Source organism: Atlantibacter subterraneus, from assembly GCF_007570865.1.
In the GTDB taxonomy this organism is placed as follows: domain Bacteria; phylum Pseudomonadota; class Gammaproteobacteria; order Enterobacterales; family Enterobacteriaceae; genus Atlantibacter; species Atlantibacter subterraneus.
This window is the reverse complement of the sequence record NZ_VLPS01000003.1, coordinates 633,591-657,168: the sequence shown is the minus strand read 5'-3', so window position 1 is coordinate 657,168 and position 23,578 is coordinate 633,591. Positions and strand designations below refer to the sequence as shown.

General features: G+C 54.6%; 18 protein-coding genes. 5 read left to right on the top strand and 13 right to left on the bottom strand.

Features of this window, described 5'->3' with window-relative positions:
• Window positions 1–27: 27 nt before the first annotated feature.
• The 9 genes from lpxK to FND52_RS08710 all read right to left on the bottom strand — a co-directional run bounded on the left by lpxK (window position 28) and on the right by FND52_RS08710 (window position 11,566).
• Window positions 28–1,005, bottom strand: coding sequence for a tetraacyldisaccharide 4'-kinase (gene lpxK / locus FND52_RS08750; RefSeq protein ID WP_144130518.1), 978 nt, complete (start codon window positions 1,003–1,005; stop codon window positions 28–30).
• Complete coding sequence (gene msbA, locus FND52_RS08745; RefSeq protein WP_125291787.1) at window positions 1,002–2,750, bottom strand: lipid A ABC transporter ATP-binding protein/permease MsbA; 1,749 nt, start codon at window positions 2,748–2,750, stop codon at window positions 1,002–1,004. The genes lpxK and msbA overlap by 4 nt, the downstream gene beginning before the upstream one ends.
• A gap of 36 nt (window positions 2,751–2,786) precedes the next feature.
• Window positions 2,787–5,048 carry a ComEC family protein gene (locus FND52_RS08740; RefSeq protein WP_144130517.1) on the bottom strand — a complete coding sequence of 754 codons (2,262 nt, stop codon included), beginning with the start codon at window positions 5,046–5,048 and terminating at the stop codon, window positions 2,787–2,789.
• A gap of 200 nt (window positions 5,049–5,248) precedes the next feature.
• Window positions 5,249–5,533, bottom strand: a complete 285-nt coding sequence (ihfB, locus tag FND52_RS08735) for an integration host factor subunit beta (protein ID WP_125291785.1) — start codon at window positions 5,531–5,533, stop codon at window positions 5,249–5,251.
• Between the two features lie 90 nt (window positions 5,534–5,623).
• Window positions 5,624–7,297, bottom strand: a complete 1,674-nt coding sequence (rpsA, locus tag FND52_RS08730) for a 30S ribosomal protein S1 (RefSeq protein ID WP_125291784.1) — start codon at window positions 7,295–7,297, stop codon at window positions 5,624–5,626.
• Window positions 7,298–7,407: 110 nt separating this feature from the next.
• Window positions 7,408–8,094 carry a (d)CMP kinase gene (gene cmk / locus FND52_RS08725; protein WP_125291783.1) on the bottom strand — a complete coding sequence of 229 codons (687 nt, stop codon included), beginning with the start codon at window positions 8,092–8,094 and terminating at the stop codon, window positions 7,408–7,410.
• A gap of 174 nt (window positions 8,095–8,268) precedes the next feature.
• Window positions 8,269–9,555 (bottom strand): 3-phosphoshikimate 1-carboxyvinyltransferase, encoded by a 1,287-nt coding sequence (gene aroA / locus FND52_RS08720; RefSeq protein ID WP_144130516.1) that lies wholly within the window; start codon window positions 9,553–9,555, stop codon window positions 8,269–8,271.
• 71 nt (window positions 9,556–9,626) lie between these two features.
• The gene (gene serC, locus FND52_RS08715) at window positions 9,627–10,712 is read right to left on the bottom strand and encodes a 3-phosphoserine/phosphohydroxythreonine transaminase (RefSeq protein ID WP_125291781.1); all 1,086 of its coding nucleotides are present in this window, start codon (window positions 10,710–10,712) and stop codon (window positions 9,627–9,629) included.
• Between the two features lie 161 nt (window positions 10,713–10,873).
• The gene (locus tag FND52_RS08710; protein ID WP_144130515.1) at window positions 10,874–11,566 is read right to left on the bottom strand and encodes a DUF421 domain-containing protein; all 693 of its coding nucleotides are present in this window, start codon (window positions 11,564–11,566) and stop codon (window positions 10,874–10,876) included.
• Window positions 11,567–11,704: 138 nt separating this feature from the next.
• Here FND52_RS08710 and ycaO point away from each other — a divergent pair, with 138 nt between their 5' ends.
• The 4 genes from ycaO to pflA all read left to right on the top strand — a co-directional run bounded on the left by ycaO (window position 11,705) and on the right by pflA (window position 18,002).
• Window positions 11,705–13,468 (top strand): 30S ribosomal protein S12 methylthiotransferase accessory factor YcaO, encoded by a 1,764-nt coding sequence (ycaO, locus tag FND52_RS08705; RefSeq protein ID WP_144130514.1) that lies wholly within the window; start codon window positions 11,705–11,707, stop codon window positions 13,466–13,468.
• Between the two features lie 403 nt (window positions 13,469–13,871).
• Window positions 13,872–14,729 (top strand): formate transporter FocA, encoded by an 858-nt coding sequence (gene focA / locus FND52_RS08700; RefSeq protein ID WP_125291778.1) that lies wholly within the window; start codon window positions 13,872–13,874, stop codon window positions 14,727–14,729.
• Between the two features lie 51 nt (window positions 14,730–14,780).
• Window positions 14,781–17,063: a formate C-acetyltransferase gene (pflB, locus tag FND52_RS08695; RefSeq protein ID WP_125291777.1), complete on the top strand. Its 2,283-nt coding sequence runs from the start codon at window positions 14,781–14,783 to the stop codon at window positions 17,061–17,063.
• A 198-nt stretch (window positions 17,064–17,261) separates the two neighbouring features.
• Entirely contained in the window at window positions 17,262–18,002 is a 741-nt protein-coding gene (gene pflA, locus FND52_RS08690; protein WP_125291776.1) for a pyruvate formate lyase 1-activating protein, read from the top strand.
• Window positions 18,003–18,053: 51 nt separating this feature from the next.
• Here the strand turns inward: pflA and FND52_RS08685 are convergent, their stop codons facing one another.
• Entirely contained in the window at window positions 18,054–19,202 is a 1,149-nt protein-coding gene (locus tag FND52_RS08685; RefSeq protein ID WP_144130513.1) for an MFS transporter, read from the bottom strand.
• A gap of 301 nt (window positions 19,203–19,503) precedes the next feature.
• On the opposite strand from FND52_RS08685, the gene ycaC reads away from it, so the two are divergent.
• Entirely contained in the window at window positions 19,504–20,127 is a 624-nt protein-coding gene (gene ycaC, locus FND52_RS08680; protein ID WP_125291774.1) for an isochorismate family cysteine hydrolase YcaC, read from the top strand.
• Window positions 20,128–20,174: 47 nt separating this feature from the next.
• On the opposite strand, the gene serS is transcribed toward ycaC, so the two are convergent.
• The 3 genes from serS to lolA all read right to left on the bottom strand — a co-directional run bounded on the left by serS (window position 20,175) and on the right by lolA (window position 23,520).
• On the bottom strand, window positions 20,175–21,467 hold the full coding sequence (gene serS / locus FND52_RS08675; RefSeq protein WP_144130512.1) for a serine--tRNA ligase: 1,293 nt from the start codon (window positions 21,465–21,467) through the stop codon (window positions 20,175–20,177).
• Window positions 21,468–21,556: 89 nt separating this feature from the next.
• Window positions 21,557–22,900, bottom strand: coding sequence for a replication-associated recombination protein RarA (rarA, locus tag FND52_RS08670; RefSeq protein ID WP_144130511.1), 1,344 nt, complete (start codon window positions 22,898–22,900; stop codon window positions 21,557–21,559).
• 8 nt (window positions 22,901–22,908) lie between these two features.
• Window positions 22,909–23,520 carry an outer membrane lipoprotein periplasmic chaperone LolA gene (gene lolA, locus FND52_RS08665; RefSeq protein WP_125291771.1) on the bottom strand — a complete coding sequence of 204 codons (612 nt, stop codon included), beginning with the start codon at window positions 23,518–23,520 and terminating at the stop codon, window positions 22,909–22,911.
• Between the last annotated feature and the right edge of the window lie 58 nt (window positions 23,521–23,578).

The window sequence follows — 23,578 nt, the reverse complement described above, 5'->3', positions numbered from 1 at the left end:
TGCATCCTTGTTCTGCCCGGGTGGTGTTTAGCGCACCAGGGAGAGGATATCCAGCAGAAGTTTTTCCGCCGCCGGAGATCCCAGCTGCGCCTCTACCGGTAAATACCACCAGTTTGCCTGAGCAAATGGACGGCATTTGACCGCGTCTTTTTCGGTCATTAATAAGATCTGATCGGGACGGGCAAAAGCGGAAACCTGGGCGTGGGTCAGCGCCTGATGATCCGCCAGGCTCAGCGTCTTAACGGGCGTCACCCCCAAACTTTCCAGGGTGGCAAAAAAACGCGGCGGATGACCAATTCCCGCCATCGCCACCACATCCCTGAACGACGCGGCATCGCGTTTTTCGCCGGTCAGCAAATTAACGGCCTGCGACGGCACCAGTTGCATGGCAATTTCACCCAATTTCGGCGTACCGCCGTTAGTGATAACCGCATCCACTTCACGCAGCCGACTTGCGCGTTCACGCATCGGGCCCGCCGGTAACCACCAGCCATTGCCAAAGCGCCTTACGCCATCAACCACCACGATCTCCCGGTCACGTGCCAGCGCATAATGCTGGAGCCCGTCGTCGGTGATGATAATTTGCGGCTGATGTTGCTCCAGCAAAGCCTGAACCGCCTCGCTACGTACCGGCGAGACCGCCACGGCAGCACCGGTACGCTGGTAGATGAGAACCGGTTCATCCCCGGCCAGCTCGCTGGAGGTTTGGGCATCAAGCACCAGCGGATAGCGTTGCGCTTTTCCGCCGTAGCCGCGAGACACTACGCCAACCCGGATGCCGCGCTGCTGCAACTGTTCCACCAGCCAGACTACCACCGGCGTTTTACCGTTGCCCCCCGCGGTGAGATTCCCCACTACTACTACCGGGACCGGCGCACGCCAGACTTTACGCCAACCTAAGCGGTAGCTTAGCCGGATAAGAGTGCTCACCAGGCCATAAAGCGCGGCGAGCGGTAACAGCAGCAGCCACAGGCGCGATTGCCCTGACCAGATTTTTTCAATCATGCGCCAAACTGCATTTTATGAAGCTGGGCGTACACGCCGCGCTGATCCAGCAGCTCGTCGTGGGTGCCTCGCTCAACAATACGCCCATCTTCAATCACCACAATTTCATCTGCCTTCTCGATGGTCGACAGACGGTGGGCGATCACCAGTGACGTGCGGTTTTTCTGCAGTTCGTCCAGCGCTGCCTGGATAGCACGTTCAGACTCGGTATCCAGCGCTGAAGTCGCTTCATCGAGGATCAGAATCGGGCTATCGCGCAGCAGCGCACGGGCAATAGCGATACGCTGACGCTGGCCGCCGGAGAGCATCACCCCGTTCTCACCAATAATGGTATCGAAACCGTTGTCCATTTTTTTGATAAAGTCGGTGGCATAGGCCATCGTCGCGGCTTTCTCAATTTCTTCGCGGCTGTACTCTTCGCTACGGGCGTAGGCGATATTATTCGCAACGGTGTCGTTAAACAGGTGTACGTTCTGGGATACCAGCGCGACCTGATTACGCAACGATGTCAGGGTATATTCCCGCAGATCGTGGCCGTCCATCAGGATTTCGCCTTCATCAATGTCATAAAAGCGCGTGATCAAACCCGCGATGGTGGATTTGCCCGAACCAGAGCGCCCGACAAGGGCGATCGTTTTGCCCGCCGGAATGCGCAGATTGATATTACGCAGCGCCGGCGCGTCTCGGCCCGGATAGGTAAAGGTGACATTACGGAACTCAATATCGCCAGTTGCACGTTCGATAATCCGCTTACCGTCATCTTTTTCCTGTTCGCTGTCCAGAATGCTGAACAACGTCTGGCAGGCCGCCATACCACGCTGAAATTGCGCGTTAACGTTAGTCAGGGATTTCAGCGGGCGCATCAGGGCGATCATGGCTGAGAACACCACGGTAATGGTGCCGGCGGTGAGGGTTTCCATCACGCTTGGGAAGCTGGCGGCATACAGCACGAAAGCCAGCGCCAGAGAGGCAATCAGTTGAATGATCGGGTCGGAAATGGACGATGCGGAAACCATACGCATGCCCTGGCGGCGCATTTTGTTGCTGACTTTGTCAAACCGCTCGGTTTCCACCTGCTGACCACCAAACATCAGCACTTCTTTATGGCCTTTGAGCATCTGCTCTGCGCTGGTTGTCACCTGCCCCATGGTGTTCTGCATGTTTTTGCTGATATTACGAAAACGCTTCGAAACCACGCGAATAGCAATCGACACGATGGGTGCCAGCACAATCAGGATGATCGACAGCTGCCAGCTGTAATAGAACATCATCACAAACAGGCCGATGATCGACGCTCCTTCACGCACAACAGTAATCAGTGCGCCAGAAGACGAAGAGGCAACCTGCTCAGAATCATAAGTGATGCGCGACAGCAGCGTGCCAGTGGATTGCTTATCAAAAAACGCGACCGGCATCCCCATCATGTGGTTGAACAGGCGGCGGCGCATGGTCATCACCACTTTGCCAGAAACCCAGGAAATACAGTAACTAGAGATGTAACTGGTAATGCCACGCAGGATCATCAGTCCAATGACCACCAACGGCATCCAGAGCAGTACAGAGCGATCCGTCTTTCCAAAACCATCGTCAAGTAATGGTTTGAGCAGCGATAGCATATAGGTATCGCTGGCTGCGTTAAGAATTAATGCTATCGCAGCAACAATGAGGCCTGGTTTGAAAGGGGCAATCATTGGCCAGAGGCGGCGAAAGGTTTGCCACGTCGAAAGATCTTTATCGGTATGCATTCAAAAAACCAGCTTTCGTTGAAATAGCCGCATATTCTACCCGTTATCCTTATCTACGCCAAACCACTGATGATACCAGCGGGGCGAAAGTTGTTGCCGGAAGCGCGTGATAAACCTGGATTTTGGTGAAAAATTCACCGTGATTTGCCCTGCATGAGCGGTATCCTGCCACTGATAGTCATAATGCTTATAACGCGCCATGACCGGGCGAGACGGTAATCGCCAGGCGTTATAGCGCGCCACGGAGGCCAGCGCATCCTGCCCTGCTACCGCACGCAGCAAAATAACGCTCGATGACGTTTTGCTGCCGTGATGCGGAACCTGCAAAACCGCAGCTCGCAGCTCATGCCAGTGGTGTTTAACCATCTGCCGCTCGGCATCCGCTTCAATATCGCCGGTCAATAAGATGCTCTGCTCGCCATCGCTAACCTTAACCACGCACGACGCGTTATTCCCGTTATTAGCGCCGATTTGTAAAGGCCAGTGCACGGTGAAAACCAGTCCCTGCCAGCGCCAGGTCTTGCCGCGCAGGCAAGGTTGATGCCCGGCCCAACCCAGCGAGCTCATCACCGGCAGCAGCGGCCAGGCTTTCAACAGGCTGTTTAATCCGCCCCGGTGATCGAGATGCTCGTGGCTTAAAATAATGCCTTCAGGCACGAGATGATGCCAACGCAGCCAGGGAATAATTGTCTGTATGGCGCTGTCTCCGCCCGGCCATGCATTGCCGGTATCGTAGAGCATGGCGCGCCCATTACGCTCGATCACGATCGCCAGCCCATGGCCGATATCCAGCATATGCACGGCCCAGCTGTTATCCTGACGCTGACGGAACAGCGGCCCGCTGAGTAATAGCAACACAATGCCGGGCAACAGTGGCGTGTACCATTGAAAGCGTAGCCGCCAGAGCACAATTAGCAACCAGGGGCTAAGCGCCAGCCCCAGAAAGCGTTCATCGATGTCCAGCCAACCGGGCGGTAGCGCCTGTAATCCGTAAAACACTCCGGCCAGGGAACGATCCGCCAGGTATTCAAGAAAATATTCCGCTCCATTAATGCCCATGCGATTTGCGGTCATCGCCAGCAGGATCAGCGGCACGGCGATGAAGGTCACCACCGGCACAGCCAATAAATTAGCGGCCACTGACGTCAGGCTGATGCCATGAAACAGCAGGACCTGTAGCGGCAATAGCAGTAATGCCATGCCAGCCTGTAGATGCAATAGTGCCAGCAAGGGTTTAACCATGCGCGGCACTTTTGGCAGTGTAAAGGGCACCCACTGGTACCAGAACAGCAGCGCCCCCACCGCCAGTACCGAGAGCCAGAAGCTTTCCGACAGCACGGTTAGCGGATCGATAAACACTATGCCTGTAACGCAGCACAGCCACACATGCCAGGGATCCCCGTTGCGGCCACTCAACCTGAGCGCTCCCCAAACGATCATGGCGACAAAGGTGCGTAGCGCAGGTGGATTCGCGCCGCTGAGCCAGGTGTAAATGCCGCTGGCCACTAAACTGGCGATAATCGGGAAAACGTGATTAATGAGCCTGACCGGTAAGGCAAATTGCAGCAAACGCGCTATCCCCCACCCCATAAGCCCCGCAAGACCAATATGCAGCCCGGAAATCGCCATTAAATGCGCGGTGCCGGTTTCGCGCATCAGGTTTTTTATTTCATCACTCACCGCCAGCCGCTCGCCAAACCCTAAGGCCAGCATCACATCGCGCCAGGGCCGCGATGTCAGCGACTGAGTGACCGACGCCATAAAGCCCGCGCGCCAGCTACACCGGCTATCGACAGGCTGGGAAGCGATAATCCGACCCGTTACACTGCGCTGCTGCGATAACGCATAGCGCTGGTTGTCGAATCCGCCGTCATTAAGCTGTCCGTGAATAGCCTTTAGGCGCACCACGAGATCCCAGCGCTGCCCTGCGCATACCTTTCCTGCAAGATAGCTGCCGGGTAAATCCACCGTAATTGCCGGAAAAAGCCATTTGCTGTCGAGATGAGTTATCCGCGTCAGATGCCGCGTTGCGCCATCGGTTTGCAGAATTGTCGCCGTCACGTTCTGGTTGCGCGCTGTGAGCGACAGAGGCGCAAGGGTTTGCCTTGCCGCCAGAACAGCCCAGCAAAAAAAGAGCAGCGTTAACGCCAGCCTGAGAGCGAACTTACCTGGCGCTATAAGCAGCAGCATCGCAGCCGTGCCGACGGCTACAAGCAGCCCCAGGGACGGTAGCTGAGGCAGCCATAGCAACGGCGCGGTTCCTGCAAGCAGGCACCAGCAAAGGATAATGAGCGGCATGCAGACCTCCTGTCTGGCCGCAGTATGCCGGGAATAAACCGTCGCGCGAGGTATCTTTCACCGCATTACGCGCCGTATTCACAGAAAGTTGTCGCGTTGCAGCAACAGGTGGACGTTTTGCGCGTTCTATCGCAAACCTGGGGAAAAGCAAAAAAAAACGACATCCGGAGATGTCGTCTTCAGGGCAAGCTCAAACAAGCTTAACCATAGATATTGGCGCGGTCGCGTAACTCTTTACCCGGCTTAAAGTGCGGAACGTATTTACCTTCCAAATCCACTTTATCGCCCGTTTTCGGGTTACGGCCAGTGCGCGGAGCGCGATAGTGTAAGGAGAAACTGCCAAAACCCCGGATTTCAATACGTTCGCCCTGGGCGAGCGTCGTGGCCATATGCTCCAGCATCTCTTTTACTGCATCTTCCACCGCTTTCGCAGGGATATGAGATTGCTGGGTTGCAAGTCTTTCAATTAATTCTGACTTGGTCATCATTCCTCCGGTTTCCATTCAGGAAAATTTGCCTACAGCTATCAATCGAACAAGGGCGGCCGCAGCCGCCCTGATTTAGCGCTCGGACGATTACTCGCCTTTAGCTGCTTTGAATGCTTCAGCCATTGCGTTGGAGAAGTTGCCGTCTTCCTGTTTGTTGTTAACAGTTGCGATTGCATCTTTCTCGTCAGCTTCGTCTTTCGCACGAACAGACAGGCTTACAACACGGTTTTTACGATCAACGCCGGTGAATTTCGCTTCAACATCGTCGCCAACGCTCAGAACCAGAGTTGCATCTTCAACGCGGTCACGGGAAGCTTCAGAAGCACGCAGGTAGCCTTCAACGCCATCTGCTAATTCAACTGTAGCACCTTTCGCGTCAACTGCCGTTACTTTACCAGTAACGATAGCGCCTTTCTTGTTCAGCGCAACGTAGTTGTTGAACGGATCTTCTGCGAGCTGTTTAACGCCCAGGGAGATACGCTCACGCTCTGCGTCAACCTGCAGAACAACCGCTGCGATTTCGTCGCCTTTTTTGTATTCACGAACTGCTTCTTCGCCTGCAACGTTCCAGGAGATGTCAGACAGGTGAACCAGGCCGTCGATACCGCCGTCCAGGCCGATGAAGATACCGAAGTCAGTGATAGACTTGATTTTACCTTCAACGCGGTCGCCCTTGTTGTGGGTCTCAGCAAACAGCTGCCACGGGTTGGATTTGCACTGTTTCAGGCCCAGGGAGATACGACGACGTTCTTCGTCGATATCCAGAACCATGACTTCCACTACGTCGCCAACGTTAACAACTTTGGACGGGTGGATGTTTTTGTTGGTCCAGTCCATTTCGGAAACGTGCACCAGGCCTTCAACGCCTTCTTCGATTTCAACGAAGCAGCCGTAGTCGGTCAGGTTGGTCACGCGGCCAGTCAGACGAGTGCCTTCCGGGTAACGTTTAGCGATAGCCACCCACGGATCTTCGCCCAGCTGTTTCAGGCCCAGGGAAACACGAGTACGCTCGCGGTCGAACTTCAGCACTTTAACAGTGATTTCGTCGCCAACGTTCACGATTTCGCTCGGATGCTTAACGCGTTTCCACGCCATATCAGTGATGTGCAGCAGGCCGTCTACGCCGCCCAGATCAACGAATGCACCGTAGTCAGTGAGGTTCTTAACGATACCTTTAACTTCCATGCCTTCCTGCAGGTTTTCCAGCAGCTGATCGCGTTCTGCGCTGTTTTCAGACTCGATAACGGCACGACGAGAAACAACAACGTTGTTACGCTTCTGGTCCAGCTTGATTACTTTGAATTCAAGCTCTTTGCCTTCGAGGTGCAGGGTGTCACGAACCGGACGCACGTCAACCAGAGAACCTGGCAGGAACGCACGAATACCGTTCAGCTCAACAGTGAAGCCGCCCTTGACTTTGCCATTGATAACACCAGTAACGGTCGCAGCTTCTTCGTAAGCTTTTTCCAGCATCAGCCATGCTTCGTGACGCTTCGCTTTCTCACGAGACAGCAGGGTTTCACCGAAACCGTCTTCTACTGCATCCAGAGCAACGTCAACTTCGTCACCAACCTGGATTTCAATTTCGCCCTGGGCGTTTTTGAACTGCTCAGCCGGAATGGCAGACTCAGATTTCAGACCGGCGTCAACCAGTACGACATCTTTGTCGATAGCAACAACAACACCACGAACGATAGAACCCGGGCGGGTTTCGATTTCTTTCAGGGATTCTTCAAAGAGTTGAGCAAAAGATTCAGTCATGTTTAATCTTCAGGTTTTAATTTAACGTCCACCTGGCATCATGCCGGATGGGGTTGTTTCACATACCCGCTGTCAATCCATTGCAACGGGGGTACTGCAAATTCTGTCGCTTAATCAGCGAGAGCCAGTTTTTGGCGCGCATATTGTAGCGCTTTTTCAATCACTTGCTCAATACTTAAACTCGTGGAATCCAGAACTAAAGCATCGGCAGCGGGGACAAGCGGCGCTACGGAACGATTTCGATCGCGATCGTCACGTTCTTTGATCTCGGCCAAAAGGCGTTCAAAGTTAACACTAAAGCCCTTCTCCTGCAACTGTAGCATGCGGCGTTGGGCGCGCTCTTCAGAGGAGGCGTCAAGGAATATTTTTACTGGCGCATCAGGGAATACCACGGTGCCCATATCACGCCCGTCGGCGATAAGTCCCGGCGCTTCGCGAAACGCGCGTTGACGACGCAACAAGGCTTCACGCACCCGTGGGAACGCCGCCACCTGCGACGCGGCGTTGGCCACTTCCTGAGTACGGATTTCGCCGCTGACGTCTTCCCCTTCTAGGATCACTTCCAGCTCTTCATTGGTCGCCACGAAACGCACGTCCAGATGCGCCGCCAGGGGAACCAGCGCGTCTTCGGAAGCCACATCCACATGATGATGCAGCGCGGCTAACGCAAGGACACGGTAGATAGCGCCGGAATCCAGCAAGTGCCACTGCAGTGTTTCAGCCAGGGCTTTACATAGCGTGCCTTTACCAGCGCCGCTCGGCCCATCAACGGTAATCACGGGGGCTACTGCCGTCATCCTATTCTCCTTAAACCAGGCAACCATTTCATAAACGCCGCGCATTATACGCGCCAATCACCCGGAGCGTTACTAAAGCTTGCGTATGATTTGGTTAATGAATCTGAATGTTGAGGAATTGCTCAAGTATAGCGGGCTGGCGCGGCACCAGCCCGAGGAGGCAGGATGAAAAACTTACGCAGGCGTACTCAGGCGCGCCAGTTGCTCAAAGTAGTCAGGGAAGGTTTTCGCGGTACATTTCGGATCGAGAATAGTGACAGGGGTATCCGAGAGCGCCACGAGCGAGAAACACATCGCCATACGGTGGTCGTTATAGGTGCCGATATCTGCGAAGCGCAGCTGCGCCGGCGGCGTGACCGTGATGAAATCATGCCCCTCTTCCACCGTCGCACCCACTTTGCGCAGTTCAATCGCCATCGCAGCCAGGCGGTCAGTCTCTTTCACGCGCCAGTTATAGATATTGCGCAGTGTCGTGGTGCCGTTAGCGAATAGCGCAGTGGTGGCAATGGTCATAGCGGCATCGGGGATATGGTTCATGTCCATGTCGATGGCGTTGAGATCGCCGCGCGTGCAGGCAATAAAATCGTCGCCCCAGGTAATCTGCGCGCCCATTTTCTCCAGCACGTCCGCAAAGCGGATATCGCCCTGAACGCTGTTGCGGCCAATGCCGGTCACTTTGATGGTGCCGCCTTTAATCGCCGCCGCCGCCAGGAAATAGGAAGCAGAAGACGCGTCGCCCTCCACCAGATACTCGCCCGGTGCCTGATAGGTTTGCCCGCCGCGGATCGCAAAGCGCTGGTACCCGCCGTTATCCACTTCAACGCCAAAGGTTTTCATTAAATGCAGCGTGATATCGATATAGGGTTTGGACACCAGATCGCCTTTGATAGTGATAAGGGTATCCTGCTCCGCCAGCGGCGCGGTCATCAGCAGCGCCGTTAAAAACTGGCTGGAGACGCTGCCGTCAACCTCGACGTTGCCGCCGGTAAAACCGCCGCGCAGGCGCAGCGGCGGATAATTTTCCTGTTCCAGATAGTCAATCTGCGCCCCGCCCTGGCGCAGCGCATCCACCAGATGGCCGATAGGACGCTCTTTCATACGCGGTTCGCCGGTGAGCACGATGTCGTTGTGCCCAAGGCACAGCGCCGCCGCCAGCGGGCGCATGGCGGTGCCGGCATTCCCTAAAAACAGCTCCAGTTCGCCTTGCGCCTTAAACGCGCCGCCCAGCCCGGTGACTTCGCAACGGCGGCGGTCGTCAGACAGCGCGTACTCAACGCCCAGCGCTTTCAGCGCGTTGAGCATATGGCGAACGTCATCGCTATCCAGCAGGTTGGTCAACACCGTTTTGCCTTTGGCTAAGGCCGCAAGCAGCAGCGCGCGGTTAGAAACGCTCTTTGAGCCGGGAAGGTTGATGGTGCCTTCAACGTGCGCGATAGGCTGTAAAGTCAGGGATTCCTGCATGCAAAAAACTCTCGATCGAGGGAATAAAAGCCCCGCAGGCACGCTGCGGGGAAGAGAAACAATAACGAGGATTAACCGTGGCGACGCTCAAAATCAATCATAAAATCGGTCAGCGCTTTGACGCCTTCCAGCGGCATGGCGTTATAGATAGAGGCGCGCATCCCACCGACCACGCGGTGGCCCTTGAGCGCATGCAGGCCAGCTTTAAACGACTCATCAAGGAACAGCGAATCAAGTTTGCTGTCGGCCAGCTGGAACGGCACGTTCATGCGTGAACGGTTGGCGCTGGCCACGTCGTTGCGGTAGAAATCGCTGTTATCGATGACGCCATACAGCAGATCCGCTTTTTGTTGATTGATGCGGTTCATCACGTCAACGCCACCCTGCTGCTTCAGCCATTTGAACACCAGACCAGACAGATACCAGGCAAAGGTCGGCGGCGTGTTGAACATCGAATCGTTTTCGCTCAGCACGGTGTAGTCGATGATCGACGGGCAGACGGAATGCGCTTTACCCAGCAGATCTTCGCGCACGATAACAATGGTTAATCCCGCCGGGCCGATATTTTTCTGCGCGCCGGCGTAAATCACGCCATAGCGGGAGACATCAATCGGATGGGAAAGAATGGTAGAGGAGAAATCTGCGGTAACGATCGCGTCGCCAAAATCCGGCGTTTCGTTAATGGCGATACCGTCGATGGTTTCATTCGGGCAGTAGTGCAGGTAAGCGGCGTCTTCAGAAAGCTGCCATTCGCTCATCGGTTTGATGGCGCGTTTGCCGTCGACGGTAATTTTCGCGTCGATCACGTTCGGTTTGAGGTATTTATGCGCTTCTTTTACCGCGCTCGCCGCCCAGTAGCCGCCGTCCACATAGTCTGCGGTGGTTTTGTCGCCCAGCAGGTTGAGCGGAATCGCAGAAAACTGGCCGCGTCCGCCGCCGTGGCAGAATAAAACTTTATAACTGGAGGGGATATTCAGCAGATCGCGAAAATCTTTTTCCGCCTCTTCTGCGGCTGCGATAAACGGTTTGCCACGATGGCTGACTTCCATTACCGACGTACCCAATCCCTGCCAGTCGCGTAATTCCTGCTGTGCCAGAAGCATTACATCTGCCGGTAACATCGCCGGGCCAGAACTAAAATTGTAGACCTGAGTCATTTCCCCTCACCACGCATAACAATAAGTTTTTCCTGTGGCTACCGGTTTTATCACTCAGCGAGTACGGCTGCAATGGCTAATCCCCGCCAGCGGTAAAATGTGCGCTCTATCACACGGCAGATTATGCCAGGCAGCGAACAGAACGCCGGAATTTTCACTGTTCAGGTCACGCGGCGGGCGCGGCTCGCTTTCACCCAATCCGGATGCCCGCAGCGCGGGCACATCAGTTTATCCCCGGCTTTCATGGCAACGACCTCACTACAGCGAATACAGGCATAGTCTGCCGCGTGAGGCATGATTTTAAATGCCGGTTTGTGGGAGTCCGGCAGAATAGGCAAACCGGGGCGCACATTCTCATCGGCATAAAAATAGACGCTTAATTGTCCGTTGGTTTCCTGAATGGCTAATTTCACCTGCCCAAGCTGTTCCACGCCGCTGAGCCGCAGCTCCATAAAGTATTCGAACTCGGTCATGTTCTCTTTGCGCAGATTGTCCCAGGCAAGCTCGCCCTCCACCACCACAATCATTGGCTTGCCTTCGAGCAGATCTTCCAGTTTCTCGCTGCGCGCCATCAGCCACATCACCAGCCGGTAAAGCGCGCCGAGTGAGATAAACACCACCAGCACCGGGATCATCGGCACGTCGTCATAGAACGCCACGTCACCCGCGGCGGAGCCCAGGGTCAGAATGATCAGCACTTCAAACAGCGACATCTGGCGGACGCCGCGCCGCCCGGTGAGTTTCAGGAAAATAAAGACCAGCACAAAGGTATATAAGCTGCGCAGCGCGACTTCGCCGAGAAACTCAAAGGGGACCTTGTCAAAAGCCATCCGTTGCAAATCAAATGCTTTCATTTTTATTCGCCTTTACAGTACCTTGCTGAAAGTAAGCATAGCGCGAACAATTATTTTTGCCCGGAACGGCGGGAAGATGGCACCCGTAACGCAAAACCCGTATCATTGCGCGCTTTGCGTACGATAAAAGTGACTCTCATGACTCAAACCTTCATTCCCGGTAAAGATGCTGCGCTGGAAGATTCCATCGCTCGCTTCCAGCAACAGCTCACCGATCTCGGCTTCAATATTGAAGAAGCCTCCTGGTTGAACCCGGTCCCACACGTCTGGTCGGTGCATATTCGCGATAAAGACTCCGCGCTGTGCTTCACCAACGGGAAAGGCGCCACCAAAAAGGCCGCGCTGGCCTCCGCGCTGGGCGAATATTTCGAACGTCTCTCCACCAACTATTTCTTTGCCGATTTCTGGTTGGGCGACACCATTGCTAACGGTCCGTTCGTTCACTATCCCAACGAGAAATGGTTCCCGATCCCGGAAGACGACGAACTGCCACAAGGCATTCTCGACGATCGCCTGCGTGCTTTTTACGATCCGGAAAATGAACTGACCGCCAGCATGCTGATTGATCTGCAATCCGGCAACGAGTCGCGCGGCGTGTGCGCCCTGCCGTTCACCCGCCAGTCCGACCAGCACACCGTGTATATCCCGATGAATATCGTCGGCAACCTGTATGTCTCTAACGGCATGTCCGCAGGCAACACCGCTAACGAAGCGCGCGTGCAGGGCTTGTCTGAAGTGTTTGAGCGCCATATCAAAAACCGCATCATCGCTGAAAGCATCAGCCTGCCGGAAATCCCGCAGGAGGTGCTGGCACGCTACCCGGGCGTGGTGGAAGCCATTGCTAAACTCGAAGCCGAAGGTTTCCCGATTTTCGCTTACGACGGTTCGCTGGGCGGCAAATACCCGGTGATCTGCGTGGTGCTGTTCAACCCGGCTAACGGTACCTGCTTTGCCTCCTTTGGCGCGCATCCGGACTTCGGCGTGGCGCTGGAGCGTACCGTGACCGAGCTGTTGCAGGGCCGCAGCCTGAAAGATCTGGACGTATTCACCCCGCCGACCTTTGATGATGAAGAAGTGGCGGAACACGCGAACCTGGAAACCCACTTTATCGATTCCAGCGGTCTGATCTCCTGGGACATGTTTAAGCAGGATGCCGATTACCCGTTCGTCGACTGGAGCTTCGCCGGCACCACCGAGGAAGAGTTCGCCACCTTAATGGCTATCTTTAAATCGGAAGACAAAGAAGTGTACATCGCCGACTATGAGCACCTGAGCGTCTACGCCTGCCGCATCATCGTGCCGGGCATGTCGGATATCTATCCGGCGGAAGACCTGTGGCTGGCTAATAACAGCATGGGCGCGCATCTGCGCGAAACCATTCTGGCGCTGCCGGGCAGCGAATGGGAAAAAGAGGATTACCTCAACCTGATTGTTCAACTGGACGAAGAAGGCCATGACGACTTTACCCGCGTACGCGAGCTGCTGGGCCTGGCGACCGGCAAAGACAACGGCTGGTACACCCTGCGCATCGGCGAGCTGAAAGCGATGCTGGCGCTGGCGGGCGGCGATTTGGATCAGGCGTTGATCTGGACCGAATGGACCATGGAGTTTAACGGTTCGGTATTCAGCGCAGAGCGCGCTAACTACTACCGCTGCCTGCAAACCCTGCTACTGCTGGCGCAGGAAGAAGAGCGCCAGCCGCTGCAGTACCTCAACGCATTTGTGCGTATGTACGGTGTCGAGGCGGTGGAAAGCGCCAGCGCGGCGTTAAGCGGCGAAGCGCCGTTCTACGGCCTACAGGCGGTAGACGCCGATCTGAAAGCCTTCCCGGCGCATCAGGCGCTGCTGGCGGCGTACGAGAAGTTACAGCGCGCCAAAGCCGCTTTCTGGAAAGTGTCATAACCTGATGTAACTCGAAAAGCGTATGCGATTGTGCATACCTCAGCTATATTACGGGGCGATTTAATTGCCCCTTTTTTTATTTTGGCGTTAATTATTTCAAATGTAATTTTAAAGTTAAATATGAGTAAACATTAAAAGGCTTTAGCGGCTTTAAGTGTTACTTATTTTAATAAATACTCCATATTAATTAACTGTTGGCTATGAGGCGAAGCGGTATCATTCAACTTAAATAATAAACTTTAAAAATTATTTTTACCTTTAATTTCAAAAGGTTAACACAAAAAATTGCAATAACACCACGTTTTGCAGGTCTACAACTCCGGCGAGATATGATCGATATCAAATTTTGCTGTATAATGCTTTGTTAGTATCTCGTCGCCGATTAAATATAGAGAGAGTTAGTGTGAAAGCTGACAACCCTTTCGATCTATTACTTCCCGCTGCTATGGCAAAAGTTGCCGAAGAAGCGGGTGTCTATAAAGCTACGAAACAGCCGCTGAAGACCTTTTATCTGGCGATCACGGCGGGCGTCTTTATCTCCATCGCGTTTGTTTTCTATATCACTGCCACCACCGGTACCGCGGCCATGCCTTACGGCATCGCGAAATTGATCGGTGGGATGTGCTTCTCTCTGGGCCTTATCCTTTGCGTGATCTGCGGCGCGGACCTGTTCACCTCCACGGTGCTGATTGTGGTCGCTAAAGCGAGCGGCAGGATCACCTGGGGCCAACTGGCGCGTAACTGGCTGAATGTCTATATCGGCAACCTGATTGGCGCGTTACTGTTTGTACTGCTGATGTGGCTGGCGGGCGAACATATGGTCGCGAATGGCGGCTGGGGCTTGAATGTTTTACAAACCGCTGACCATAAACTCCACCATACTTTTATCGAGGCTGTCGCGCTCGGTATTCTGGCGAACCTGATGGTGTGCCTGGCGGTATGGATGAGCTACTCTGGCCGTAGCCTGTTCGACAAAGCGTTCATCATGATCCTCCCTGTTGGCATGTTCGTCGCCAGCGGGTTTGAGCACAGTATCGCAAATATGTTCATGATCCCGTTTGGTATTGTGATTCGTAACTTCGCCAGCCCGGAATTCTGGACCGCTATCGGTTCCTCGCCGGACAATTTTTCTCATCTGACTGTGATGAATTTCATCGTTGATAACCTGATTCCGGTTACGATCGGCAACATCATCGGTGGTGGTTTGTTAGTTGGGTTGACGTACTGGGTCATTTATCTGCGCGGCGACGACCACCACTAGGGGTCGGCTCGGGCAGAATGAAAAAAATCCACTTAAGAAGGTAGGTGTTAAATGTCTGAACTTAATGAAAAGTTAGCCACAGCCTGGGAAGGTTTTGCCAAAGGTGACTGGCAGAATGAAGTTAACGTCCGTGACTTCATCCAGAAAAACTATACCCCGTATGAAGGTGACGAATCCTTCCTGGCTGACGCCACGGAAGCGACCACTTCCCTGTGGGACAAAGTTATGGAAGGCATCAAACTGGAAAACCGCACTCACGCGCCAGTTGATTTCGATACCGACCTGGCTTCTACCATCACCTCTCATGACGCTGGCTACATCAACAAAAGCCTTGAGAAGATTGTTGGTCTGCAAACTGATGCTCCGCTGAAACGTGCGATTATCCCGTTCGGCGGTATCAAAATGGTTGAAGGTTCCTGCAAAGCGTACAACCGCGAGTTGGACCCGGCACTGAAAAAAATCTTCACCGAATACCGTAAAACTCACAACCAGGGCGTGTTCGATGTCTATACCAAAGACATTCTGAACTGCCGTAAGTCCGGCGTGCTGACCGGTCTGCCGGATGCCTATGGCCGTGGCCGTATCATCGGTGACTACCGTCGCGTAGCGCTGTACGGTATCGACTTCCTGATGAAAGACAAATACGCACAGTTCCTGTCTCTGCAATCCGATCTGGAAAACGGCGTAAACCTGGAAGCGACTATCCGTCTGCGTGAAGAAATTGCTGAACAGCATCGCGCACTGGGTCAAATCAAAGAAATGGCAGCGAAATACGGCTGCGACATCTCTGGCCCGGCAACCAACGCGCAAGAAGCCGTACAGTGGACCTACTTCGGCTACCTGGCTGCAGTGAAATCACAGAACGGCGCGGCAATGTCCTTTGGCCGTGTGTCTACCTTCCTGGACGTGTTCATCGAACGCGACCTGAAAGCAGGCAAAATCACTGAAGCCGAAGCGCAGGAAATGATCGACCACCTGGTGATGAAACTGCGTATGGTGCGCTTCCTGCGTACCCCGGAATATGATGAGCTGTTCTCCGGCGACCCGATCTGGGCAACCGAATCCATCGGCGGTATGGGCGTTGACGGTCGTACTCTGGTTTCCAAAACCAGCTTCCGTTTCCTGAACACCCTGTACACCATGGGTCCGTCTCCGGAGCCAAACATCACCATTCTGTGGTCTGAAAAACTGCCGCTGAACTTCAAAAAATTCGCGGCGAAAGTCTCCATCGATACCTCTTCTCTGCAGTATGAGAACGACGATCTGATGCGTCCTGACTTCAACAACGACGACTACGCGATTGCTTGCTGCGTAAGCCCGATGGTTGTTGGTAAGCAAATGCAGTTCTTCGGCGCGCGTGCAAACCTCGCGAAAACCATGCTGTACGCGATCAACGGCGGCGTGGACGAAAAACTGAAAATGCAGGTTGGCCCGAAATCTGAGCCGATCAAAGCAGACGTGCTGAAATTCGACGAAGTAATGGATCGTATGGATCACTTCATGGACTGGCTGGCTAAGCAGTACGTGACCGCGCTGAACATCATCCACTACATGCACGACAAGTACAGCTACGAAGCCTCGCTGATGGCGCTGCACGACCGTGACGTTATCCGCACCATGGCGTGTGGTATCGCAGGTCTGTCCGTAGCGGCTGACTCCCTGTCTGCCATCAAGTACGCGAAAGTTAAACCGATTCGCGACGAAGACGGTCTGGCTATCGACTTCGAAATCGAAGGCGAATACCCGCAGTTCGGTAACAACGACGCTCGCGTGGATGACCTGGCGGTTGACCTGGTAGAACGTTTCATGAAGAAAATCCAGAAACTGACTACTTACCGCAACGCTATCCCGACCCAGTCTGTTCTGACCATTACCTCTAACGTGGTTTATGGTAAGAAAACCGGTAACACCCCGGATGGCCGTCGCGCTGGCGCTCCGTTCGGACCGGGTGCTAACCCGATGCACGGTCGTGACCAGAAAGGTGCGGTTGCCTCTCTGACTTCCGTTGCGAAACTGCCGTTCGCTTACGCTAAAGATGGTATCTCTTATACCTTCTCTATCGTGCCGAATGCGCTGGGTAAAGACGACGAAGTGCGTAAAACCAACCTGGCAGGTCTGATGGATGGTTACTTCCACCACGAAGCGTCCATCGAAGGTGGTCAGCACCTGAACGTGAACGTGATGAACCGTGAAATGCTGCTTGATGCGATGGAAAACCCGGAAAAATATCCGCAGCTGACCATCCGCGTTTCTGGTTATGCGGTGCGTTTTAACTCCCTGACTAAAGAACAGCAGCAGGACGTTATTACCCGTACCTTCACTCAGACCATGTAATTCACTGTCTGGCTGAATAAGCGTACAATAAAGGCTCCACATCCGTGGGGCCTTTTTAACAGTTACTACCCCGCCCCACAGCCTGCTTTGCCAGCTATCTATACTGAGATGGGTGACTGCCAAAACAGACTCGACACAACCTTTATGAGTTGTGCGCACACAGGCCCCGGATGGGCCACATCTGGAGAAAACACCGCAATGTCAGCAATTGGTCGCATACACTCCTTTGAATCCTGCGGTACCGTCGACGGCCCAGGCATTCGCTTCATCACCTTCTTCCAGGGCTGCCTGATGCGCTGCCTGTACTGCCATAACCGCGATACCTGGGACACTCACGGCGGTAAGGAAATCACCGTTGACGAGCTGATGAAAGAGGTCGTCACCTATCGCCACTTTATGAATGCGTCCGGCGGCGGCGTCACCGCATCCGGCGGCGAAGCGATGCTTCAGGCCGAATTCGTGCGCGACTGGTTCCGCGCCTGCCGTAAAGAAGGCATCCATACCTGCCTGGATACCAACGGCTTTGTACGCCGTTACGACCCGGTGGTAGACGAGCTGCTGGAAGTCACCGATCTGGTGATGCTCGATCTCAAGCAGATGAACGACGAGATCCACCAGCACCTGGTGGGCGTCTCCAACCACCGCACCCTGGAATTCGCGCGCTACATCGCCAATAAAGGGATTAAAACCTGGATCCGCTATGTGGTGGTACCGGGCTGGTCTGACGATGATGACTCCGCGCATCGCCTCGGTGAGTTTACCCGCGAGATGGGCAATATCGAGAAAATCGAATTACTGCCTTATCACGAGCTGGGCAAGCACAAATGGGTGGCGATGGGCGAAGAGTACAAACTGGATGGCGTGAAGCCGCCGAAAAAAGAGACTATGGAGCGGGTAAAAGGCATTCTGGAGCAGTACGGTCATAAAGTGATGTACTAAATTCCGCCGCAGTTTAACTCAACCCCCGACGCAAATCGGGGGTTTTTATTATCAGGCGTGTACCACCGGAGTCGGATGCTGGCCCGCTTTGCGCAGCAGCATCAGCAGATAAACAAACGACACGCTGGCAATCATGATAAACAGCAGATTGTCGGAATACTTTTGCATCAGCATCGCGGTCAGGGTCGGGCCTAACAGGCTGCCGATGGTGTAGCTCAGCAGCAGCGCCTGGTTCATCGCCACCAGCTGATGGTGCTCGACTTTTTCACAGGCCCAGGCCATGGCCACCGGATAAACGGTGAAACCCGCCGCGCCAAGGATAAACAGCGCTGGTGCCATTGCCGCGTTACTGAGCATCGCCAGGCAGCCGAGGATCACCACAAATACTTGCACGCGCAGCACCAGTAACCGGCCAAAGCGGTCGGCAAGACGGCCAATCGGCCACTGCCCGACAATACCGGCGCTAACCATCACTGCCATCCAGAAGCCGATCCCGGCATTGCTTACGCCCTGATGATTAAGGTACAGCGGCATCAGGCCGTACAGCGAACCGAGCACGATCCCGGAAATGATGCAGCCGTTCACGCCGAGACGCGCCTGGCGCAGCTTGAACATCGACCACACCGGGGTATTTTCCTGGTGCTCGCTGTTCTGGTTGACGATGCGGGTGAACAGCAGCGGTAAAATCGCCGCCAGCGTTAAGCCGGTCACCCACGGCAACACGTCCATCAGCTCGGTAGAAAGTTTGCTCACCAGAATCTGGCCCAGTACCGTACCGACGTAGTAAATCATCATATAGGCCGCCAGCAGGCGGCCCCGGTTGCGCGAGGTGCCGCTGCACATCAGCGCGCTTTCCACCACTACCCAAATCATGGCGCAGCCGACGCCCGCGATAAATCGCCAGCTCATCCAGCTCCAGAAGCCGACCATCATGCCAAGGCCGACGCAGCCCGCCGCAAACAGCAATGAGGCAAAATAGTAGCTGCGGTTAAAACCCCAACGCTTAATCAGGCTGCCGGTCAGTAACGTCCCCACCAGGTTTCCGGTGAAATAAGAGGAACTGACCACCCCAACCTGCCAGGTAGGAAGGTTTTCATGGGCGAGCCAAAGCGGTACCAGGGTGTTAAGCACCGCGATAGCCAGGGTCAACAAAAGTAGGCCACAGAGCAGAAGCAGCACTGGCCGGGTATACGTGGACATGGATTAAACCGTGAGGAAGTTCAAAATTCACGCGCATCATGCCACCGGCAAAAACAAAGTCAATCGGCTTATTAAGGGCAAAATCTGCTTTTATCATTATCGATATAAGTTATTCATTTAGCTCATCAATATTAAATGCGCACCTTGATTTATGTCGTTGTTTTTCCTGTTTTTTTCAAAGATTTAACCTGTCAATTCAGTCGAAAAATTTCATCGAAGCCGCAGCGCCCTCAATCGAGTGTTTTTTAATCTATTCTTAGTGACGACGCGCTTTTATCCCACCCAGTAAAGGTAACCGCAAATGAGTAAACCTTACGTTCGTCTCGATAAAAATGAAGCGGCTGTTTTGCTTGTCGATCATCAGGCCGGATTACTGTCTCTCGTCAGAGATATCGAACCTGATAAATTCAAAAACAACGTTCTGGCGCTTGGCGATCTCGCGAAATACTTTAATTTGCCCACTATTCTGACCACCAGCTTCGAAACCGGCCCTAACGGCCCGCTGGTGCCGGAACTCAAAGCGCAGTTCCCGGATGCGCCCTATATTGCCCGTCCAGGTAATATTAACGCCTGGGATAATGAAGATTTTGTGAATGCCGTGAAGGCTACCGGCAAAAAGCAGCTGATCATTGCAGGGGTGGTTACAGAGGTATGCGTGGCCTTTCCGGCGCTGTCCGCAATTGAAGAGGGGTTTGACGTGTTTGTGGTAACGGATGCGTCAGGCACCTTTAATGAACTCACCCGCCTGTCGGCCTGGGATCGTATGTCTCAGGCTGGCGCGCAGCTCATGACGTGGTTTGGCGTCGCCTGCGAACTGCATCGCGACTGGCGCAACGACGTGGAAGGACTGGCGACGCTGTTCTCCAACCATATTCCGGACTATCGCAATTTGATGACCAGCTATGATTCGCTGAAGGGCAAATAAACGGCATAAAAAAAGCGCCCTGAGGGCGCTTTTTTCAGATTCGGTGATTAACCGATAAATTCCAGACCTTTCATGTACGGCTTCAGCACCTCAGGAATGGCGATACGCCCGTCCGCCTGCTGATAGTTTTCCATGACCGCCACCAGGGTACGGCCAACCGCCAGGCCGGAACCGTTCAGGGTGTGAACCAGACGCGGTTTCTTGTCGGTTTTGGTACGGCAGCGCGCCTGCATACGGCGAGCCTGGAAATCCCATACGTTAGAGCAGGAAGAGATTTCACGGTAAGTATCCTGCGCCGGCACCCACACTTCCAGATCGTAGGTTTTGCATGCGCCGAAGCCCATATCGCCGGTGCACAGCAGCACTTTGCGGTACGGCAGGCCCAGCAGCTGGAGAACTTTCTCGGCGTGGCCGGTCATCTCTTCCAGCGCATCCATGGAGTCTTCCGGACGCACGATCTGAACCATTTCGACTTTGTCGAACTGGTGCATACGGATCAGGCCACGGGTATCGCGACCGTAAGAACCCGCTTCAGAACGGAAGCACGGCGTATGCGCGGTCATGCGCAGCGGCAGTGATTCTTCTTCGAGGATCTCGTCACGCACCAGGTTGGTCAGCGGCACTTCCGCCGTCGGGATCAGCGCGTAGTTGCTGCTGTCCGCTTCTTCTTCCAGCGGACGGGTATGGAACAGATCGCCAGCGAATTTCGGTAACTGCCCGGTTCCGTACAGCGTGGCGTGGTTCACCAGATACGGCACATAGTTTTCGCTATAGCCGTGCTCTTCGGTGTGCAGATCCAGCATGAACTGCGCCAGAGCACGGTGCAGACGCGCGATCTGGCCTTTCATCACGACAAAGCGCGAGCCGGTCAGTTTAACCGCGTTTGCAAAATCCAGTCCGCCATGCATTTCGCCAAGGGTGACGTGATCGCGGATCTCGAAATCAAACTGGCGAGGCGTGCCCCAACGGCTGACTTCAACGTTATCGTGCTCGTCTTTACCCACCGGTACGCTGTCGTCCGGAATGTTGGGGATTGCCAGCGCGATATCGCGAATTTCAATCAGCAAGGTTTCCAGTTCGGCTTTCGCCGCGTCTAACTCTTCACCCAGTTTGTTCACTTCCATGCGTAGCGGCTCGATATCTTCCCCACGCGCTTTGGCCTGGCCGATGGATTTCGATCGCGAGTTACGCTCAGCCTGCAGATTTTCGGTGTTGACCTGCAAAACTTTACGACGCTCTTCAAGAGCGCGCAGCTTATCTACGTCCAGCTTAAAGCCCCGGCGTGCCAGTTTTTCTGCGACTGCGTCTGGCTCGGTACGCAGCAGATTGGGATCGAGCATGCTTATCCTGTGCTTATCGAATTGAAAGGGAGAAAGTGGCCACAGCCTGCAGCCACTGGAGTCTTGATAACCTTACCGCAACGCCTGCATTAGCGGTAGCGTTTTGTGGGGCTTTTCTGATCCTGTTCAGTAAGCCAGGCGAGCTTTTCGCCAATTTTCCCCTCAAGACCTCTGTTTGTTGGTCGGTAATAGCGCGTTTGTGCCATTTCAGGAGGGAAATAGACTTCCCCGGCGGCATAAGCGTTGGGCTCGTCGTGGGCGTAACGGTACTCTTCCCCATAGCCCATTTCTTTCATCAGCTTCGTCGGGGCATTGCGTAAATGGACCGGAACATCATAGTCAGGGCGGTCGCGCGCGTCGGAAAGCGCGGCTTTAAAGGCGGTATAGACGGCATTGCTTTTCGGGGCGCAGGCCAGATAGACAATCGCCTGGGCAATCGCCCTTTCCCCTTCTGCCGGGCCGACGCGGGTAAAGCAGTCCCACGCCGAAATCGCCACCTGCATGGCGCGTGGATCGGCGTTGCCGACGTCTTCAGAGGCAATAGCCAGACAGCGGCGCGCCACATACAGCGGATCGCCGCCCGCCGTGATGATCCGCGCATACCAGTAGAGCGCGGCATCCGGGGCGGAACCGCGTACCGATTTATGCAGCGCGGAGATCAGATCGTAGAACCGGTCGCCTTTGTTATCGAAGCGCGCGCTGCGTTCGCCCGCGATTTCGGTGAGTAATTCCTGTTTCAGCACCCGCTTGCCGGCGTCATCCAGCTCAGCCATGTCCGCCATCATCTCAAGCGTATTTAACGCCCGGCGGGCATCGCCGTTAACCAGTTCGGCAATCGCCCGGCGCGTATCGTCCGGCAGTACGATGTCCTGGCCGCCATAGCCGCGCTTCGCGTCATTCATCGCCTGATCGAGAACCTGCTCAATATCTTCGGTGGTCAGGGATTTCAACAGATACACGCGGGCGCGGGACAGCAGCGCCGAATTCAGCTCAAAGGAGGGGTTTTCAGTGGTCGCGCCGATAAAGGTAATGGTGCCGTCTTCAATATGCGGCAGAAACGCGTCCTGCTGGCTTTTATTGAAGCGATGGACTTCATCAACAAACAGAATGGTGCGTCGACCGGCATTGCGATTTTGCCGGGCGCGCTCGATAGCTTCGCGGATCTCTTTGACGCCCGAGGTCACCGCGGAGATGCGTTCAATATCCGCGCTGGCGTAGCGGCCAATCACTTCGGCGAGAGTGGTTTTACCGGTGCCGGGTGGCCCCCAGAGGATCATCGAGTGCAGATGGCCCGCTTCAATCGCGCGCGGCAGCGGTTTGCCGGGAGCCAACAGGTGCTGTTGCCCGATGTACTGCGCTAAATTTTCTGGCCGCATACGCGCGGCCAGAGGTTGAAAAGCGTTATCAGAAAAGTCGAGCGACAGGTTACTCACTCACACCTCTATTTACGTTGGTCGTCCACGGTAACGCCCTGCGGCGGCGTGAAGCGGAACTTGCTCATATCCACCGCGCCATTTTGCTGGGATTTAAGCTGATAGCTGCTGCGCTGGTCGTCCTGCTCTACGGCGCTGAACTGGTTGATGGTGCCGTCCGCGCTAACGTTAATGGTGAACTGCTTCAGGTTGCCCGCGCTGGTTTTCGGCGTCAGGATAAAATCATTGCCGCTTTGCTTGATATTGTACTGCTGCCAGTCGCTGGCCTGGTTACGGGCGATCAGCATAAACGGCGTATTGCCGGTAGCGTCTTTCAGCCAGGTGGCGCTCGCCTGCTCAACAAATGGGTTGTAGAACCACAGCGTTTTACCATCGGAGATCAGCACGCTTTCATCCGGCTGGGTCATATGCCAGTTAAACAGGTTCGGGCGTTTAACCCACAGATCGCCCTGGCCTTCCTGTACAGCAGCACCGCTGCCATCGGTCACTTTTTGGGTAAAGCTGGCGTGGAAGCTGCCGACTTTATCCAGACGGCTTTTCAAATCGCTCGCTGCATCCGCCCAAACCGAGCTGGTGGCGAACGCCGCAACGAGCGCGCAGGTCATTGCAATTTTTTTCATTATTTATGATTCCTCAACAAGCGCCAGGCCCGACACGGGCTACCGGTGACGTTAACTG